We start from the raw sequence: 19,402 nt of genomic DNA on the forward strand, positions 1-19,402 counted from the left end.
GCCGATTTCTTATTTCCATCCAACTAGGCCATAGCACAGTATCCCCGTTCTACTTAAATCCGGCGTAACAAATTTTTCGGGCTGCACTGTTCTGGCCGTACAACTGGCTTCAAAAGAAAAATTTTCAGCCGGCATTTTTTTGTTTTTTCATGGGCCTTTATGTTTTCAACGGCATTCAAGCTAGCTGCGCTGGTCTTTTTGATGCCAAAAAGAAAGAAGCCTGTCCGGCTAGGAATAATAAACACCCCGACCCGCGCCCCCCCTATGAAAGAAGAGAATCACATATCAAACAAGATCAATAATTAAATGTCATTTATATTAATTTTTATCCAATAAATTATCCCTCAATATGACAACAACAGATTTTAACAAAATAAAATTATAAACCTTAATTATTTATTACTCAAGTCTGTTAGTCCAGCTTCGTTTAAAATGCCAATTTGCTTTCCTTTCACTATTATTAACTTTTCTGCTAACAGCTCGTTCATGGTCCTAAAAACGGTTTCGTAAGTGGCACCGGTAAAAGCAGCCAGATCCTGACGGCTTAGTGCTAAATTTAAAAATCCTTCGGCATCTAATCCGAATTGGTCTCTCAATCCTAAAATAGCCACGGCAAGCCTTCCCTTAACCGACATTAAAGCTAAATTACGCATTTTCTTTTCCGAGGCATGTAATTCATCTGCATAAAACATCAACAAACCGTAAGCAAATTTCTGGTTTACTTTTATGGTTGTTTTAAAAAAATCGATATCTACAAAACAAAGTTTAGTGGTTTCTAAAGCTGTTGCCGATATTGGATAGGTAGAAATACTGCTGCTGATTCCCCTATGTCCAATTATGGCTCCATCGTTTGCAAAACGTAAAATCAATTCTTTGTCGCCCCATTGTTTATGCACTTTTACATTACCCGAAGTAACAAAATAAACACCACTCACCGGATCGCCCTCTTTGATAATTACTTCCCCTTTTTTAGCGATAAAATTTCGTTTATGGCCCTCAATAGCAGGATGCCATTCTTTCAATGTGAGTTGGCACATAAAACAGGTTTTAAGATCGCAATTACTATTTTTCTTCATATTTATCAGGGATGTTGGGTAAAAATAGCAAATGATTGCACAATTATTTACTATCGTGCGCAAATTCAGTGGTTCTTCACCATTGTTGAAAATTTTATAAGAATAAAACTCCCTGAATTAGAACACTTAGCGTTTTTTACAGGCACCTCTATCGCAAAGAAGTTTAAAGATATGCCATCAAATCATAATTTTGTGTTATGGCAAATACAAACGTTAGAAAATCAATCCAGAATAAGATCGAATCATTGGGTAAGGAAATCGAAAGCTTACAGACAGAGCTAAAAAGATGGGAAAAAATTGCAGCTGATTATGAAACCAACTCGGAAAGCATTGATTTGATTTTATCGATACAATTACCTGAAAAACCAGAACCAAAAACTAAAAAGGTAAAATTGTAAGGTATTAAAACAAGAAAACCCGGACAATGTCCGGGTTTTCTTGTTTAACAAAATCGTCGTCATCTCGACTGAAGCGCAGCTGAACGGAGAGATCTATCTCGAGATAGATTTCTCGACTTCGCTCGAAATGACGAACTTTAGAAAACTTCTTCCACTTTTTTTACCGGAATTTTAGCTTTCGGCTTAAAACCAACAGGCTTATTATCACTTTCGGTTAAAACGGGCGATTTCTTTACAGCTTTCTTCTTAAATTTTCGACCATACCAGATCAGAAAGCCGGTTATAGGTAAACTTGCCCCTATTAGTGACGCTAAAAAAGCCATTACTTTACCTGGGAAACCCAAAATACTCCCCACATGGATATCGTAATTCATTTTGCGAAGTTTACCGCCAAAGCCAGCTTCTTCGTAAGCAATAGAATAAACACCTTCGCGTTTAAATTCTTTTAAAGTATGCTGATCGAAGGTATAGCCCTGGTTATTGTAAAACTGACCTGTATTGGGATAAACGGTAATGTTGATCGTGGCTTTTGCTTTTGAAGTATCGGGGAAATTATAGTAAAAGCCCTGCGACTTTGGATGGCGGCGAATTACTTTTTGCCAGGCCAGATCCATCGCTTTTTGTGGTGTGTAAAATTTCCCAACAGCTAAAGAATCTGATTCCAGGCGTTGGAAATCACCTAATTTATCACCTCCAGAGGTTACCCAATACAAACCTTCGCTATACCATTTAATGCCATAAACCATTCCTGTCAAGGCGATAAAAAGCAAAAAGATTAAAGAATAAAAGCCAAGTACATTGTGTAAATCGAGGTTTACCCTTTTAAATGAGGCGCCCCATTTAATTTTGAAACTCTTATCGCGGGTTGATTTGTTCCATTTTTTAGGATACCACCAGATTAATCCCGTAATTAACAAAACCACAAATATCATGGTTCCGTAGTTTACAATCGGTCTTCCGATGGCATAAGGTAACCACAAAAAACGGTGACCGTTGAGGATAAACCTAAAAAAATCGACCTCTCCTTTTTTGTGAACCACTTTACTGATTACCTCTCCTGTATAAGGATTAATTTTTAAGCTGGTTCCTCCTCCGCGTCGTCCTTCATCCTTTTTTCCCCTTAAATTTAAACTTATCGCCCTTCCCTGTTGATATTGTGCATACGAAGGAATCTTTTCTGGATAGAGCTTAAACGCAATGGCACCCAGTTGCGATGGTGTTATCACAGGCTTATCCTGCTTTTCAATTTTGGTTTCAGGCTCCAATAAACCTGTAATTTCTTCATTAAAAACCCAAATACAGCCTGTTATACAAACAATGAGAACAATGACACCCGATATTAGGCCAAGCCAGAGGTGAAGCCATTTATTGATTCTGTTAAATAGCGAATCTTTATTTTTTTTCTTTGCCGGAGTAGTTTTGTTTACCGTTGCCATTGTTCTGTTTTTAGTTTTTGAGATGATAATTTGTTGTTATTTCAAATGCTGAACGGCAGTGATTACCCCACCTTCTACTTTTAATCCTCTTGTAGCTGTTGCTGTAGCTGCATCAATTTTATACACGTAGCTTGTACCATCACTTAAATTGAAGCCCAGGTAAGCCAGCTTTCCATCTTTTGGCGTATAGTTATTTGTAGTGATGCTAGAGATAGCAGTTTCGGCAGGAAGCCCGGTAACTTTTTTGAAGGTTTTATCAACTACATTTAATACACCTATAGTCTTACCTACTGTATAAGCGCCTTTGTTGGCTTTTAATATCGCATTTACAATGAAATTATTACCACCGATATAAATCCAATTGGTAATTACATAACCGCCAGATACAGATTCAAAATCTAGAAAATAAGTTAAATCGAATTCGGTTGTGCCTGCTTTGATTTTGGTAATTGCTGAAGGTTTGGTAGAGGTTATTTTCGAATCTGTAAGCACGTCAGTAGTTTCAGTATTATCGTCAACAGCCACTGAGCTCGAAAATGCATAAACATCTCCATTTTCTACTACGCCCAATCCATCAGTAAAATATCTTCCGATAAAACTTGTACGGTCATCTTTAATTACTTTTTCTAATTTCATTTCCGGATAAGAATAAACGGCTATCCAGGCTGTGTTAGGGTATTTTGTCCAGAACCTGCTGCCGTTGATACAGAAAAACGGCGCATACACTTTATTTCCTACCTGTTTAATCCAGCTAAAATGCGCGATTTCTCCGTTGTTTGCAGGAGCTGTGGCATCTAATGTTCCTTCTCCAGAGATTAAAAGGCTATTGGTATTTACTTTATACCAGCTTGCTGTTGGGGCGGCTAAATTTCTTGGGATTTTAATCAATAACAGATCGTCGTTAACTGGCGCAAACGCCTGAACGGTTTCAGTCTGAAAATTAGAAACCTTATTTAGTTTGCCTGCTAAAATATTGTAGGTAGTTACCGCACCCGGATTTCCCTGACCGTAAAGCATGCTGAAAAACTTATTGTTGTGCGTAACATAATAGCGATAAGTTCCATCTTGTTCTACTCCGTTTCCAGCGGTAGAGATTGTGCCTTTATCCAGATCACTGGCAGTAAGCAAATAATCGGCAACACCTGTAGAAGCTATTGGTGTAACGGCGAGGATAAAGTTTCCTGGATTTTCCGGAACACTTTCGCTCTCTTCTTTTTTTGAACACGAGATAAGTACGGCAGCGAAAGCTAAAGCGATAAACGCTTTGGTAAAGTTTGTTTTCATATTATTTTTTTATGTATTAATTATTGATTTTAATTGATGAAATACCTCAGGTTTAGGTAGAAAGCCCTGCCTGGTTTTTGAAGACTAAAATTGTCGAAGAGGTCGGCATTGGTGATATTTTTGGCTTCCAATCCAATATTGTAGCGACCTTGTTTTAAGCTGTAAACGAAGTTTAAATCATGATTGAACTGCTGTGGAATCACTTTTTTATCTCCAACTGCGCCCTGACTTGGCCAGTACAACCAAAAAGCATGCACATATAACAAGTTATAACCAATAGATAAATTATTGCCTTTACGGCCCAGATCTTTTAATGAAACCGAAACATCTCCATTGCCGTATAGGTATGGAATATTGGGCATCTGATCCAGGTATACATTGCTTACATTGGTGAATTTTTCGCCCGTGCTTGGATTAACTTCGTATTTCTGAAGATTTTTGAGGTTCTGATAAGTAACTGTGGTACCAACACTTAACCAGTTTTTATACGAATACCTGATTTCGGCATCACCACCTATTGTTCTTACCCCATCGCGGTTATCGGCAACAAGTTTTGATTGATTTTGGTTCAATCTGTTATAGATAAAATTGGTCGCATTGCGGTAAATACCATTGGCCGTAAAAGAGAAATTATGTTCCCGGTTAATAGCGAAACTGTAACTAAAGCCCAAATTAAAATTGTCGCTTTTTTCGGGTTTTAAACTGGGGTTGGCATCCTGATTTTCTACATCACCAAAAATCTCCTGTGCCTCAGGCATACGGTTAGTAAGCTCGTAGGAAGCTTTTAATTGCGTGTTCCGGTTAATAAAATAGGTAGCTGCAGCGCCATAACCCAGCCTATCGATACTATTTTTACCAGCAGTGCTGCCACTTCCGTTAACATTGCCCTGATTGATATATTTCCCGAAAACTGTTGCGCTCCATCGGTCTTTTACATCGAAATTATAACCTAACCCAAGAACATTTTTATTGGTTTTCTTCGGCCTTTCGTAATCTGCATTAGTAGGATTTAATTCATCGCTACCTTTTCGGTTAAAAGTGGTAAATACATTACTTACCGCTACCGATTGATTGTCGTCTATTCTGTAGTTCAACATGGTTGTTGCCAAGCCATTGTTGTTTTTGTATTTGTACAAACTCTTGGAGCGTTCGCCGTTCGTTCCATTTGGTTTACTGTTTCCATACCAATCGTACCTAACATTTAAAGTATCTATATTCTGTTCGTTACCTAAATTATAGTTGGCATTAATGGTTACATCTAAACCTTTGATCAGGTTTTCTTTCTTATATTTTAAGGTGGGCATTAAGATGTTACCCCTACGGTGCCAGCCTCCGAAAACCGAAACCATTCTGGCACCGGTTTGTATTTCTTTATAATTCTGACCAACAGTAATCCCAAACAAAAGTTTATCGGCATAACTTTTATCCACCACACCTACATTTGCAATTAAAGTTTCATTGTGATATTTATCGTTAAACCTCCTTAAAGATGCAATAGGCGCATAAGCTCCTGTGTAAATATCTGAGGCTTCTACATTTACCCTATAATTATTGTCCGAATAATTCTGAAAGGCATTTACTTGAAAAGTTAGCCCATTTGCTGAGGTAGCCGCTGCATTGATTACGCCCCTATGCGTATTAAATGATCCGAATGAGTAAGATACGTCAACATAATTGCGGTAACGATCGCCAGTTACAATATTGATGGCACCGCCTAAGGCATCAGAGCCCAGCCACATTGGTACCACCCCTTTATACACTTCTATCCTATCGGCAATGTTGATGGGAATATTGTTGATCTGGAACGATGATCCAAAATTATCCATCGGGATACCATCAATAAAATACCTCACTTGATTACCCGAAAAACCATTTAAAGAAAGGTTAAAGTTTGAGCCAACCCCTCCCGATTCCCTTACCCTAATACCCGCTACCCGATCTAAAGCGCCAGAAATATCAAGCGTTGTATTGTAAAGTTTTTTAGCATCAACTGAAGTTACATTAAAAGCCTGCCGGTTAACTTCCTGATTGGCCGTTCTCCCAATTACATTAACGGTTTCCATTTGCTCGGTAGATTCTGATAACCTAAAACTGAAAGTACCGAGCTGATCATCAGCTACATTGATCTCTTTTTTCTGTGTTTTAAAACCAATTGCAGATACCTGTACGGTGTATTTACCCAGAGGAATATTGGAGAGTTTAAAATTCCCACTTTGGTCTGTGAATGTACCATAATTGGTTTTGTGGATTTTAATGGTAGCCCCGGGGAGCGGATTACCATCAATGGATTTGATTTGCCCCGAGATACTCAACAATCGGTTTTGGGCAGAAGTAAAAATTACACAGGCACATAGCATGCCCAATAGCAAAATTTTCTTAATTTGCATGGCTTTTAATGGAGATTAAAGGTGAGCCGGATTTCCGGTTTAGCCACACGGGTCTGAACCGTGTGGCATTTTTGTTTCCGGCAAATATAGCCTCTATTTAGATCAAGTCCAAATAAGAATTACTAAATTCCAAGCCTTTTCCATATCTCCCACTACGAAAACAGGCTTACTCAGCTGAGCATCTGACATTTACCGACGCCTGATTATTTTAAAAGCTTAAAACCCTTTTAGTTTAAAACATGTTTATGTAGATACAACAAAAAACAAAGCATATGAAAAAGTTAATTTATGTATTCGCCATTTCTGCATTAGCATTTCAGGCCTGCAATGGAGGAAACAAGGATGCCAAAGAAAGTGCCGATAGTTTAAACATGGCTAAAGACAGTTCAACCAATGCAGCTGCCACCGGAGGAATTGCGGTAGATGAAGCTGATGCGAAGTTTACTACACAGGCAGCAGTTGGTGGTATGGCTGAAGTAGAACTAGGAAAACTGGCCCTCGAAAAAAGTAGCAATCCACAGGTTAAAGAATTTGCAACCATGATGGTAAAAGACCACGGCATGGCAAACACCGAATTAATGGCCATTGCGAAACAAAAAAACATTACACTGCCAAGCACTGTAGACGATGAGCACAAGAAAAAAATGGATGACCTGAGCAAAAAATCAGGTGCAGATTTTGACAAAGCTTATGTTGATGCCATGGTGAGTGGGCATAAATCTACACTAAAATTAATGGAAGATGAATTAAGAGATGCTAAAGATGCAGATCTTAAGGCATTTGCGACTAAAACAGCACCAATAGTTCAAAGCCATTTGGTGATGATCAACAAAATTAACGATAGCATGAAATAATGCGGTTTAGCGTATTAAATTTCTTAGATAAAGGGATTTAATACGCTACTTTTCCTACTTATGCGCGCTCCTGATTTTATCATTAATTGCTGAATTTATTTTTCGAAGGCTATACTTAAAGCTCTGGCGGGGTATGCCAATCAATAAAGGCTTTCCTAGTTAACATTTTCAGGTAAGGATAATTTCCATTTAATTGGTTACGCTGTTTTAGCTCATATAAAAAATGCCCACCTAAGTCTACAATTATTTTTGCGGTAGCTAAATACCATACACTATGTGGCTGTTTCCAACAAAAAGAATAAAGGTTTGAGGTGAGTTTAATGCCCTGAAGTTCGGGATGGTAAAAATTAAGTATTTTTGGATTGGGCAGCCCCTGCATTACCTCCGGTTTCCTAACCATCGAAAGGTGATCGGAATGGCAAAACTCGTAATCCTTTAGCTTTGGATCATCCAGATCAGGCAAATGTTTCAATATTTTAAATCCTTTAAATTTTTTGCCATTCAATACCCATATTAAATTTGGATAAAACGCCTCTCTGCTATTAAGCTCGGCCAATGTAATCGGAGAATTTTGAAACTCAATGGTATAACCGGATGGGGTAAATACATCAGCACGGTGGATATCGGCATTGGCTGCATCATAAAAAGCAACTTCTCTAAATGATGGCGGGAAAGCCAATTTCCAATCTCGGTGCCATGCGGTCTCCTTTCGGCAATATTCTTTTTTAAGTGATGAAATATCCTGAATCATATCTGAACGGAGGATATCTCTTTTCATTTCACTATTGTTCATTCTCTTTCAATGTGATTAAATCACTAAAACAATTAATTAGGGAAAACAAATTTAAACTAAAATTTTTAGCAAAAAAAATAGACTTGAGATATAAACGGACAATATTTAAAAATCATTATGACTGAGCATTAGGCATATACCACCTGTTAAAAAAAATTATTTCAATCTGCTCAGAATAGAATGATAACTTTGCAGTATGACCATCCAAGAAATACAGCAGCTAGAAGATTTTTTTACCCAGGCAGGAAAGCAAGAGGTTCCAATTTATCTTAATCAGGCTACCGTAATTACCGATTATGCCCATTTTCTGGAAAGTCATTTTATGCCTTTAAAGCTTAATCCTGATGCAAAAGTGAACCTACCACTAATACATAGGCTAAAAATGTTAAAGTTATTGATTGAATCAAATGCATAAAAACGATTTAATTTAGCTGTTACAGCTCCACCATTGGTAAGAAGGGGCCAATTTGAATCGCAACACAAGTAATCGAAACACTTACTATCTGTTAAACTGGTCTTTCGACAGGCTATCATTGACAGAATCCAATAGAAAGCTCGTCATTGCGAGGAACGAATCAATCTTAAAGCGCAGGCAAGTAACGATCGTTGTAAGATTGCTTCGTCGGTTAAAAAAGCCTTCTCGCAATGACGATGCCTCGCAGCTTATTATTGCACAAAAAAATCTCTGTCATCTATATTGACTTTTACACAATAAATCACCCCTCAGGATGACAAGTCTATATTTGTCATACGTCCAATTCATGCCTTTCCTATTTATGTTTATGGTTGTCGGAATAGCTGACTCCGATTTTCTAATCAGGCAATTAAAAACTTAACCTCTTTTAGTTTTTAAAATAGATATTTCCAACTATATTGGCCGTGATTGGTTATTCCTATACATTGACCCTTATTTATGACTAAAAATATATTCATTGCTTCGGCCGAACCCTATACCGGAAAATCAGTAATTGCTTTCGGAATGATCAATATGTTATTGGCTAAAACACAAAAAGTAGGTTACTTTAAACCCATTATTGCGCAAGACGATCAGAATAAAAAAGATGAACATGTAGAAGCCATGTTGGATTATTTCTCACTCCCTGTTAAATATGAGGATGCTTTTGCCTTTACCCGCCAAGAAATGCTGCATCAAGCAGAAGATAGTGGAGCAATTATCAATACCATTATCAGTAAATATAAAAAGCTAGAAGACAACTATGATTTCACAGTAATTGAAGGCAGCGATTTTTTAGGCGAAGGCATGGCATTTGAGTTCGAATCAAATGCCTTAATGGCCAAAAACTTAGGTGCACCAGTTTTAATAGTGGTATCGGGAAAGAACAAAACAGCAAGTCAGCTTTTTAAATCGGCCATCAACATTTACCGTAACTTCCTGTTGCGAGATGTACAGGTATTAGGCGTGGTGGCCAATATGGTGAATCCAGAGGAGGCAGACCGTATTAAACAAGCTTTAACGAATCAATTGCCAGCCGAATTACTTATTGCCGTTATTCCTACTGAAACAGGCCTGCAAAGTCCAACCATGAAAGAAATCACTTTGGCACTTGGTGGCGAGGTACTTTTTGGATCTGAACTATTGGATAACCAGGTTGATAATTTTGTGACCGGTGCCATGATGCTGCCCAATTTTTTAAGGCACATAAAAGATAACCTGCTTATTGTTACCCCCGGCGATCGTGGCGATATCATTATTGGCGCACTACAGGCCAATTTATCAGCCAATTACCCAAAAATTGCAGGCATTGTTTTAACCGCAGGCAGTTTACCGGATGAGCCGATTATTAAATTGATTGAAGGTTTACAAACCATTATTCCAATAATAGCGGTTAAAAAGGGAACTTTCGAAACCACCACAACCATTGGCGGTATCCACTCAAAAATCACAATCGAAAACAAGAAGAAAATTGCAGTCGCGATAGAGCTTTTCGAAAAATATGTCGACATTAAAGCGCTTGATGATAAAATTATCACTTTTAGCTATCAGGGAATTACACCACATATGTTTCAATATCAACTGGTTAAATGGGCCAAACGCGATAAAAAACATATTGTTTTACCAGAAGGAAATGACGAACGCATTTTAAAAGCGGTTGAAAAACTCATTACCCAGGATATTGTAGACATCACGCTCTTGGGCGATCCAGCCGAAATTACCAACACGATTAAAAGACTTGGATTAAATCTGGACCCCAGTGCTATAAAAATACATAATCCTGGCCAATCGGCTCATTATAACGATTATGTAGATACCTTGCACGAACTACGTAAAGCCAAGAATGTAAACCTCGAAATGGCCAGGGATATGATGACCGATGTTTCTTATTTCGGAACCATGATGGTTTACAAGGGTGATGCCGATGGGATGGTTTCGGGTGCCGTTCATACCACTCAGCACACCATCAGGCCTGCTTTACAGTTTGTTAAAACCAAGCCAGGCGTATCGGTGGTTTCATCCATTTTCTTTATGTGCCTGCCAGAAAGGGTAGCCATATTTGGAGATTGTGCGGTTAACCCCAATCCTACTGCCCAACAGCTGGCAGAAATAGCAATTTCTTCAGCAGAAAGCAGCGCCAAATTCGGCATTGAGCCACGCATTGCCATGTTATCTTATTCTTCCGGCACATCAGGAGAAGGTGAAGATGTAGAACGTGTAAGAGAAGCCACTGCCATAGTTAAAGCAAGGCATCCGGAATTAAAAATTGAAGGTCCGATACAATATGATGCTGCTGTAGATCCTCTTGTAGGCAAACAAAAATTACCAGGCTCTGAGGTTGCAGGTAGAGCAAGTGTATTAATCTTCCCTGATTTAAATACCGGAAACAACACCTATAAAGCCGTACAGCGCGAAACCGGTGCATTGGCTATTGGGCCAATGCTGCAGGGCTTAAACAAACCAATAAACGATTTAAGCCGAGGCTGTACTGTAGATGATATTTTTAATACCGTTGTAATTACAGCGATCCAATGCCAAGACATTTAATATGAACATTTTAGTAATCAACTCCGGAAGTAGTTCCTTAAAATACCAGCTTTTTAACATGCCAGAAAAGGCTCCGGTTTGCAGCGGTCTGGTAGAGCGTATTGGCATTGAAGGCTCGTTTGTTAAACATACAGTTTATCGCAACAACGAAAAGCATAGCATAGAACAATCAGGTTTTATTGCTAACCACGGCGAAGGCTTAAAACAGGTTTTAGCTTTGCTAACTGAAGGAGAATACGCGGTAATAGCCAGCCCTGATGATATTGCAGCTGTTGGCCATAGAGTAGTGCATGGAGGCGAACATTTTACAGGTGCAATCCTTATTACAGATGAGGTAAAACATCAGATCAAAAAGCTGTTTTCTCTTGCGCCGCTGCATAATCCGGTTAATTATAAATGCATTGAAGTAGCCGAACAGACTTTTGTAAACGCGAAACAAATTGCAGTATTCGATACAGCATTTCATCAAACCATACCAGAACAGGCCTATCGTTATGCCATTCCGGAATGGTATTACAAAGAACATGGCATCAGGGTATATGGATTTCATGGTACCAGCCATAAATATGTAAGTGAGCAGGCCATTAAATGGTTAAATAAAGTTGATACAAAAATTATCAGCATCCACTTGGGCAACGGCTGCAGCATTACGGCCATTAGAAATGGTAAATCAATAGATACGAGTATGGGATTTGGCCCATTAAGTGGATTAATGATGGGCACCCGCTCTGGAGACATCGATCCATCAGTTATTTTTCATTTAATGGAGCATTCTGGATATACTTTAGAACAGTTGAGCACCCTAGTTAACAAACAATCAGGATTGTTAGGTGTAGGTGGCTCGAGCGATATGCGCGACATTAGAAAAATGGTAAACGAAGGCGATGCAGCTGCAATTTTGGCGCTAAAACTTTATGCCTATAGGATCAAGAAATTTGTTGGAGCTTATGCAGCTATTTTAAACGGCATAGATGCGATAGTATTTACCGCTGGTGTAGGCGAAAACGACAGTAACATGCGTGAGTCTGTATGTTCGGAGCTGAATTATCTGGGTATTGAATTAGATCCAGCTCAAAATACAGCCTATAATGGAGAATTGAAAGAAATTAACAAGGCAAGCGCTAAAGTAAAAATCCTGGTTATTCCAACCAACGAAGAATATGAAATTGCCCATCAATGTTTTGAACTTATAGACTAAACTTCCGAAGTCTGCGCCAATGGCAATGCGCCTGGCTAACTTCGAAAGTTTTAATTAGCGTAAGATTATCTTTGGATGGTAAGCAACCAGCCATGGAATTTCACTTTTAGTTTACGTTATGGCCTTTGCGCTTTGCCAATTTCGGAAGTCTAGCTAGGCTTAGGCCGTTTCCAAAATAGACAAAATATTGCCGGCAGGATCTCTAAACCAAGCAATATTTGGCCCTCCGTTTCCCCGTGAGATGCCTTTACTATCCGTTTTGAAGTATTCTTCATTGTAAATCTCGAACTTTATTCCCTTAGCGATAAGTTCGTCGGCCGCTTGATCTATATTCTCAACATGAAAATTAAGTACCGTAAAAGTTGCCGGAACATGATTTGGCTTTGGATAAAGCAATACATTTGCTGATCCGGAAATAACCAGTTCAATTACGCCCATCGGGTTATCTTTCACTTCGATACCCAATACGCCTTGATAAAAATCTTTTGCTTTCTGTACATCGTCTACAGAAAACGAGCTGAATGCTTTTGAGTTTTGTAACATAAATCTTTTTTTAAATCAATTTTTCGTGAGAACGAACAGTTAAATTTAGCGGATTAAAATAATAGTAACAGGCTGTATAAACGGCAAGATACAGGCCCAAACGAGACAACTTCCATTAGCTTTTCCAGGCACCCAATAAACGTCTGATGACTACAATTTCGGCAACGTGGTAGGCATTATGATCGGCAATCTGCAGGGCTTCGCGTAATACACTTTGTCCATCGCCATGCGGAATTGGCACATATAAGTCTGAAGAATCTAACAAAGCAATAAATTCTTTCAGATCAGCATCAATCTGTTTTAGTGTATTGTTCCAGGCTTGTTCATCTTTAGGTACCAGTTCTTTAGGCCAATATTCGTCTGGCCATTTAGGCGATCGATGCGATCCATCCTTGCTAAATTCGAGCATATCCCACTGGGCAATTTTGATATGTTCTACCAATTGCCAAATGCTGTAAGGTAAGTTGTAAGGCTTTTCGCCCAATAGATTAAACGGCAAATTGGCAACAGCATCTTTAAACCCTACATGCGCTCCACCCCCATTTAATAATTTTTTGAGTTCCGTAACCAGTATTGATGTTTGATTTTCCATATAATATTAGCAGATTGTATAAATCTAACAAACGTGATTCTCATAGGTTTGTATAAAAATCAATTTCGGTGGCAGCATCTATTTTTTTAACGCACAATTCTTTTAAATTTGGGCATGAACCTATCTTTTCCGATCCTCACAGCATATACCTATCTCAACACCGCTAATTCTGGCATTTTATCTACCAATTTGGCAGAATGGAGAACTAAACATGATCAAGACTTTGTTTCCGGAGGAAGTATTTTCAGAATGGAAAATCTGTCCATCATTACCGACCTCAGAAATAACATAGCTAAACTTTTCAGTTCAAAATCCGAGAACACCTATCTGGTTCAGAATTTTTCAGTAGGTTTTAATACTTTACTGAGTGGATTGGACAAAAACCATCGTTTTCTATTATTGGAGGAGGAATATCCATCTGTGAGTTATCCTGTAATCAGTATGGGTTTTGGGTACAATAGCATAGCCATTGATGAAAAGCTAGAAGAAAACATCATTATTGCCATTGAAAAATTTAAACCTACCGTGCTGGCATTTAGTATGGTACAATACATTAGTGGATTAAGGATGGATGATGAATTTATTCAGAAATTAAAAGCTACATATCCTGATCTTTTGTTGATCGGTGATGGCACTCAGTTTTTAGGCACAACAAATTTTAACTTTGAAAAGTCAGGTCTGGATGCTTTAATTGGAAGCGGTTACAAATGGCTTTTAGCGGGGTATGGAAACGGTTATGCCTTTTTTTCCGATCAGATGAAAGATGCGATTTATAGCAAAAACAAACTGGCCGAGTTGCCTACAGCACCTTTTTTAAAAGGCAAAGATCATTTATCTATGTGTTTCGAACCTGGGCACTTAGACACCTTAAATTTTGGCACATTAAACGAAAGCTTAAATGAACTTGGCTCAATCGGTTTCGATTGGATTGAAAAAACTGTACAGGAAATTTCCAACAAAGCCAGGTTAGCATTAAATTTAAGGGGATTGATTCCAGATTGGACATTGGAGCGAAAATACCAATCTACTATTATGAGCATGCCATTGGATCAAAAAACAGTTGACAAAATCGCTGCAGCCAAAATACTTTGCTCACCACGTGGCAAAGGCACAAGGATTTCATTTCACTTTTATAATACAGAAGAGGATTTAAATCAACTGCTCCAGGTTTTGGATAACCGCAGTTAGTCTACTTTCCAGATGGCATCTACAAAATACTGATGTTGATCGAAGAAACGCTTAAGCGGTTTAAATCCGGTTTTTTCTGCAAGCTGATCGATATCATTAAGCGAATACTTTTGTGATATTTCCATAAAAATATGCTCATTTTCTGCAAAGTGAATGGCATTTTGACCAATATTAACAATCTGTTTTTTTAAACTGATGAGGTAACTTTTACAGGCTCCAGATTCTGGATCGTAACTGGCATAGTGCTCAAAATTGTTCAGATCAAAATTGCCATCCAATTCTTTATTGATACGATGAAGTAAATTGAGGTTAAATGATCTGGTAATTCCACCTTTATCATTATAAGCAGAAAGAATCTGCTGGGGATTTTTTTTTAGGTCGAATCCAATGATCAATAAATCCTTAGGGGAAAGCAGTTTTTTTAATGACGAGCAGAATTTTCCGGCATCGGCTATACTCATGTTTCCGATATTTGCGCCCATAAAAAGCACAACCTTTCTGCGGCTGGATAATTCTGTGGCCTTTTTAAGCATATTAAAATAATCACCATTTAAACCTTTCATATCCAATCCAGGAAGTTTTTTAGGCAAACTTTCTTCCAGATCTGAAATTACATGGGCGGAAATATCAATCGGAAAATAACTAAATTTCAACTGACTATCCAACAATGATTTGAGCAGATGAATGGATTTTGTTGCGTCGCCAGCACCCAGTTCGATTAAATCAAAAGTGCTTCCATCGGCTGATATCGCCTGAGAAATCTGGTTGGCCTGGTATTGCAGGATTTCCATTTCTGCATTGGTTAAATAATATTCCTCCATTTCCATAATCTGCTGAAAAATGCGGTCTCCGGTAGCATCGTAAAAATACTTAGAGCGCATAAATTTTGGCTCGGAGTGCAAGCCTGCCAAGGTTTCTTGAAGGAACTGTGTTTTGTCTGTCGCTGTTTCGATAGTGGTAGTGGTCATATCTATACTATTTTACTAATCGGATGCCTGTATATTGCCACCTTAAATGTGGGTGGAAGAAATTTCTATAAGTAATACGTGAATGATTTTCAGGCGTGGCAATTGATGCACCGCGAAGCACTTTCTGGTTAACCATAAACTTTCCATTGTACTCGCCAATGGCACCCGGTGCTTTACTAAAACCAGGATATGGCAAATAGGCACTTTCGGTCCACTCCCATCGTTCACCCCAGTTAAAGTGTTTGGCTGCTATTTCCCATTCAAATTCAGTGGGTAAACGCATGCCTTTCCAGCCTGCAAAAGCATAAGCTTCATAATAACTGATATGGCTTAACGGTGCGGTTAAATCAATAGGTAAAAGACCAGCTAAAGTATAATTAAACCATTTTCCGTCTATTAAGTGCCAGTACATAGGTGCACTAATGTTATTGTTTTTCACCCAATCCCATCCTTCAGCATGCCAGAAATTAAAATTTTCGTAACCGCCTGCACTAATGAATTCGATAAATTCTGCATTACTCACCAATGTTTTACTGATTGAAAAATCGTGCAGGTAAACCTTATGCCTGTTTAATTCATTATCAAAGCTGAAATCCTTTCCATCATAACCGATCTCATAAACACCTTCAGAAATTTGGATAAAGCCAGGCTCTATTTCACTTACGGTTAAAACTTCTTTTTGGTTCTTTGAATAAGTTGGAAAAAGTGGGTTGTTTCCTAAAATGTATTTAATATCGGTAAGTAAAAGCTCCTGGTGCTGCTGCTCATGGTTAAAACCCAAAATCAACAGTTCTTTTACTTCATCTGCTAGTGTCGTGGCCAAGAATTTCACCATGGCTTCATCTACATAAGCCCTGTACTGGTAAATCTCATTTACACTGGGTCGACTCAAATTACCACGATCTGTCCGGATTACGCGGTTACCAACCGTTTCATAATAACTATTAAAAACGAAATTATACTCATCGTTATATACCTGATAATTAACAGAAAATGGCTTTAATATAAAAGTTTCGTAGAACCAAGTGGTATGTCCCAAATGCCACTTCGGTGGACTTACATCCGCGATAGGCTGTACTACATAATCTTCTGTTTGCAATGGTTCGCAAATTTGTTCGGAGTATTTCCTGATCTGCAAGTATTCTTCTACCAGTGTCATTAATTTTTATCTAGATAGTTTTTAAGATCTGTGATGGTATTAACATTCAGATCTTTTGATTGTTTTTGCCGCATCATCAAAGCATAAGAATTATTAAAACCTATAGGTTTAAGCCATTTGATATTAAACTTTTTCTCGAATTCGGTGTAGACATAATCATAAGTTTTATCTTTATCATGTGCCATTTCCTTAGCAATTTTTGGATCCGGTTGCAACAAAACCAATAAACCTGTCCCGGTATATTCAGGATAAAAATCGATCTGATCGTTCATCAGTGCATCAAAACAGATTTTTGTTCCACCAAGTCCTGTTTTGGTAGATACCTCATAATCTGTATTTCCTTTAATCAACATGCTGTACATTTCGGCCAGAATATATTGTTCACCAAAAATCTTTGAGCCTATCCTCACTACACCGTTATGTCCGTTTTTTGGCGCTTTATACAAACCAGTACTGATGAGGAAATCCTTTGCCACACGTTCCGGTGTCAGGTGCAAATAATCGGTTCTGTAATTAAGATCCGTCATAACCGAATCAGTAATTTTACCAGCAAGTAAATTCAAAGTTTCTGCTAATTGGGGAAATTGCTTCAATGCTTCATCTCGAACAATTGGTGCAGCATAGTACGGCGGAAAGATACTTTTATCGTCTTTTAAAATTTTCAGATCGAAAGCTTTCAAACGGCCATCGGTAGAATAACCGCTAATCACATCCAATTCTTTTGAAAAAGCGGCCTTGTACATTACCGCATCGCTGATTACAATGGTATGGATTTTCAGGCCATAGGTAGATTTTAATCCAAGATCCCCGTCTTGCCTGCCCATAAATTCAGGGGTAAATCCGGCGGTTAACGTAGAACCATAAGCCGATGGAAGTGCATAAAAACCACCCAACATTAAAATCACAACAGGCAAAATACACAATGCTTTTTTCAGCTTCTTAAAATCCATTTTCTGGACCAGGGAAAGTAAGGCATCGAGAATAATGGCCAATAACGCAGCGGGAATAGCCCCAGCTAAGATCATATTGGTGTTGTTAAGCGAGATGCCCCCAAAAATAAACTCCCCTAATCCACCCGCTGCAATAAAAGAAGCCAATGTGGCCACACCAACATTGATAACTGTTGCAGTACGGATACCCGCCAAAATAACCGGCATAGCCAAAGGTAATTCTACTTTTAACAGTATCTGGCTCTGGCTCATCCCCATTGCCCTGGCCGCTTCTTTAACATACTGATCGATGCCAATAATGCCTGTATAGGTATTGCGGATAATCGGTAACAAGGCATAAATTAGCAGCGCCACAATTGCAGGTTTTGCGCCAATCCCTAAAATGGGGATCATAAATCCCAATAAGGCAATGCTCGGAACCGTTTGCAATACGCCAGCAATCCCTAAAACCGTTCCCGAAAGTTTTCTTTTTCTGGCAATCAATATGCCAAGTGGTAAGCCAATGGCGATGGCAAAAAGTAGGGAAATAAAGGTTAAACCAACATGTTGAAGGGTTTGAGCAAACAATTTATCAGATTGCTCATGCATAAATTGCCATAAAGTTTGCTGATGCTCATCCATGTGCCTGCGCATTTTGAAATTGGTTAAATCCTTTGGTTAACTGTTCGAAATTAACTGTTTTGCTGTCCTTATTGGCACCAGAAACCAGAAGTTCGCTCCGATCAGAACTTCGCAACAATTCCATCGCATCCCATACATTCAAATCAGCAGATAGGCTTTTCCCATCTTGTAATGCCCTTTTAGGTAAATAAGGCCAAATATCCTGTATTTTAACTACTTTAAATTCGAGGGCTAACCTTTGTCCGGCTAAAAATTTCCTTGCAAAATCATTTACAGGTTGATAAAGCAATTCTTTGGGTGTTCCAATCTGGATGATTTTTCCCTTATCCATTAAACAAATGCGATCTGCCAATTCAAAAGCTTCCTGAACATCATGCGTAACCATTACAATGGTTTTCCTTTTTAGTTCTTCTAATCCCTTAAATTCTTTTTGGATACTGGTTCGGGTAACGTTGTCTAAAGCGCCAAAAGGCTCGTCCATTAACAATACAGAAGGGTCTGTAACCAAAGCACGGGCAAGGCCTACACGCTGCTGTTGCCCACCACTAAGCTCATGTGGAAACATCGCCAGGCTATTTTCAGGAAGATGGAGTTTTTTGATCAGCTCCTGCGTTCGGACTTTAATTTTTTCTTTATCCCATTTTAAAAGCTTCGGCACAACGGCAATATTCTCAGCAACGGTATAGTGTGGAAAAAGCCCAATGTTCTGCATCACATAACCAATTCCCGTTCGTAAAACATCAGGATCTTGATTGGTTATATTTTCGCCATTGATAAAAACCTGACCTGCATCGGGCTCAATTAACCGGTTGATCATTTTTAGCGTGGTGGTTTTACCACAGCCACTTGTGCCCAACAATACCAGCGTTTCCTTTTCTTCTACCTTAAAAGAGGCTTTATTTACCGCTAAGGTATCTCCAAATTTCTTACTTATCTCTTTTAATTGGATCATAC

At 38.6% G+C, this 19,402-nt stretch carries 17 protein-coding genes; 6 read left to right on the forward strand and 11 right to left on the reverse strand.

Annotation, left to right across the window (positions count from 1 at the left end; all coding sequences use genetic code 11):
• Positions 1-392: 392 nt before the first annotated feature.
• A complete protein-coding gene (locus J7E57_RS12990; protein WP_251029903.1) occupies positions 393-1,037 on the reverse strand; it encodes a Crp/Fnr family transcriptional regulator in 645 nt (214 codons plus the stop codon).
• 236 nt (positions 1,038-1,273) lie between these two features.
• Here J7E57_RS12990 and J7E57_RS12995 point away from each other — a divergent pair, with 236 nt between their 5' ends.
• Complete coding sequence (locus J7E57_RS12995) at positions 1,274-1,474, forward strand: hypothetical protein (RefSeq protein WP_215129075.1); 201 nt, start codon at positions 1,274-1,276, stop codon at positions 1,472-1,474.
• 137 nt (positions 1,475-1,611) lie between these two features.
• Here the strand turns inward: J7E57_RS12995 and J7E57_RS13000 are convergent, their stop codons facing one another.
• The 3 genes from J7E57_RS13000 to J7E57_RS13010 are packed head-to-tail and all read right to left on the reverse strand — an operon-like array spanning position 1,612 to position 6,581.
• The gene (locus J7E57_RS13000; RefSeq protein ID WP_215129077.1) at positions 1,612-2,910 is read right to left on the reverse strand and encodes a PepSY-associated TM helix domain-containing protein; all 1,299 of its coding nucleotides are present in this window, start codon (positions 2,908-2,910) and stop codon (positions 1,612-1,614) included.
• A gap of 36 nt (positions 2,911-2,946) precedes the next feature.
• On the reverse strand, positions 2,947-4,194 hold the full coding sequence (locus J7E57_RS13005; protein WP_215129079.1) for a DUF4374 domain-containing protein: 1,248 nt from the start codon (positions 4,192-4,194) through the stop codon (positions 2,947-2,949).
• 29 nt (positions 4,195-4,223) lie between these two features.
• Entirely contained in the window at positions 4,224-6,581 is a 2,358-nt protein-coding gene (locus J7E57_RS13010; protein WP_215129081.1) for a TonB-dependent receptor, read from the reverse strand.
• Between the two features lie 272 nt (positions 6,582-6,853).
• Here J7E57_RS13010 and J7E57_RS13015 point away from each other — a divergent pair, with 272 nt between their 5' ends.
• Positions 6,854-7,435 carry a DUF4142 domain-containing protein gene (locus J7E57_RS13015; protein WP_215129083.1) on the forward strand — a complete coding sequence of 194 codons (582 nt, stop codon included), beginning with the start codon at positions 6,854-6,856 and terminating at the stop codon, positions 7,433-7,435.
• A gap of 115 nt (positions 7,436-7,550) precedes the next feature.
• On the opposite strand, the gene J7E57_RS13020 is transcribed toward J7E57_RS13015, so the two are convergent.
• Positions 7,551-8,213 carry a competence protein gene (locus J7E57_RS13020; RefSeq protein ID WP_251029904.1) on the reverse strand — a complete coding sequence of 221 codons (663 nt, stop codon included), beginning with the start codon at positions 8,211-8,213 and terminating at the stop codon, positions 7,551-7,553.
• A gap of 211 nt (positions 8,214-8,424) precedes the next feature.
• On the opposite strand from J7E57_RS13020, the gene J7E57_RS13025 reads away from it, so the two are divergent.
• From J7E57_RS13025 to J7E57_RS13035, 3 genes are all read left to right on the forward strand, one after another.
• Positions 8,425-8,643, forward strand: coding sequence for a DUF6965 family protein (locus tag J7E57_RS13025; RefSeq protein WP_029276033.1), 219 nt, complete (start codon positions 8,425-8,427; stop codon positions 8,641-8,643).
• A gap of 498 nt (positions 8,644-9,141) precedes the next feature.
• A complete protein-coding gene (gene pta / locus J7E57_RS13030; protein WP_215129085.1) occupies positions 9,142-11,229 on the forward strand; it encodes a phosphate acetyltransferase in 2,088 nt (695 codons plus the stop codon).
• Between the two features lies 1 nt (position 11,230).
• Positions 11,231-12,427, forward strand: coding sequence for an acetate/propionate family kinase (locus J7E57_RS13035; protein WP_215129087.1), 1,197 nt, complete (start codon positions 11,231-11,233; stop codon positions 12,425-12,427).
• A 159-nt stretch (positions 12,428-12,586) separates the two neighbouring features.
• On the opposite strand, the gene J7E57_RS13040 is transcribed toward J7E57_RS13035, so the two are convergent.
• Together J7E57_RS13040 and J7E57_RS13045 are read right to left on the reverse strand one after the other, a co-directional pair.
• The gene (locus J7E57_RS13040) at positions 12,587-12,970 is read right to left on the reverse strand and encodes a VOC family protein (RefSeq protein ID WP_215129089.1); all 384 of its coding nucleotides are present in this window, start codon (positions 12,968-12,970) and stop codon (positions 12,587-12,589) included.
• Between the two features lie 115 nt (positions 12,971-13,085).
• Complete coding sequence (locus J7E57_RS13045) at positions 13,086-13,562, reverse strand: DinB family protein (protein WP_215129091.1); 477 nt, start codon at positions 13,560-13,562, stop codon at positions 13,086-13,088.
• A gap of 114 nt (positions 13,563-13,676) precedes the next feature.
• On the opposite strand from J7E57_RS13045, the gene J7E57_RS13050 reads away from it, so the two are divergent.
• The gene (locus tag J7E57_RS13050; RefSeq protein ID WP_215129093.1) at positions 13,677-14,750 is read left to right on the forward strand and encodes an aminotransferase class V-fold PLP-dependent enzyme; all 1,074 of its coding nucleotides are present in this window, start codon (positions 13,677-13,679) and stop codon (positions 14,748-14,750) included.
• Here the strand turns inward: J7E57_RS13050 and J7E57_RS13055 are convergent.
• The 4 genes from J7E57_RS13055 to J7E57_RS13070 are packed head-to-tail and all read right to left on the reverse strand — an operon-like array spanning position 14,747 to position 19,400.
• Positions 14,747-15,718 carry an L-histidine N(alpha)-methyltransferase gene (locus J7E57_RS13055; protein WP_215129095.1) on the reverse strand — a complete coding sequence of 324 codons (972 nt, stop codon included), beginning with the start codon at positions 15,716-15,718 and terminating at the stop codon, positions 14,747-14,749. The two genes, J7E57_RS13050 and J7E57_RS13055, sit on opposite strands and share 4 nt — an antisense overlap.
• 7 nt (positions 15,719-15,725) lie before the next feature.
• Positions 15,726-16,877: an ergothioneine biosynthesis protein EgtB gene (gene egtB / locus J7E57_RS13060; RefSeq protein WP_215129097.1), complete on the reverse strand. Its 1,152-nt coding sequence runs from the start codon at positions 16,875-16,877 to the stop codon at positions 15,726-15,728.
• The gene (locus tag J7E57_RS13065; RefSeq protein WP_215129099.1) at positions 16,877-18,448 is read right to left on the reverse strand and encodes an ABC transporter permease/substrate-binding protein; all 1,572 of its coding nucleotides are present in this window, start codon (positions 18,446-18,448) and stop codon (positions 16,877-16,879) included. The genes egtB and J7E57_RS13065 overlap by 1 nt, the downstream gene beginning before the upstream one ends.
• A complete protein-coding gene (locus tag J7E57_RS13070) occupies positions 18,441-19,400 on the reverse strand; it encodes an ABC transporter ATP-binding protein (protein ID WP_215129101.1) in 960 nt (319 codons plus the stop codon). Before J7E57_RS13070 ends, J7E57_RS13065 begins: the two co-directional genes overlap by 8 nt.
• Positions 19,401-19,402 lie beyond the last annotated feature (2 nt).

This window comes from Pedobacter sp. ISL-64 (assembly GCF_018613605.1).
GTDB lineage: Bacteria > Bacteroidota > Bacteroidia > Sphingobacteriales > Sphingobacteriaceae > Pedobacter.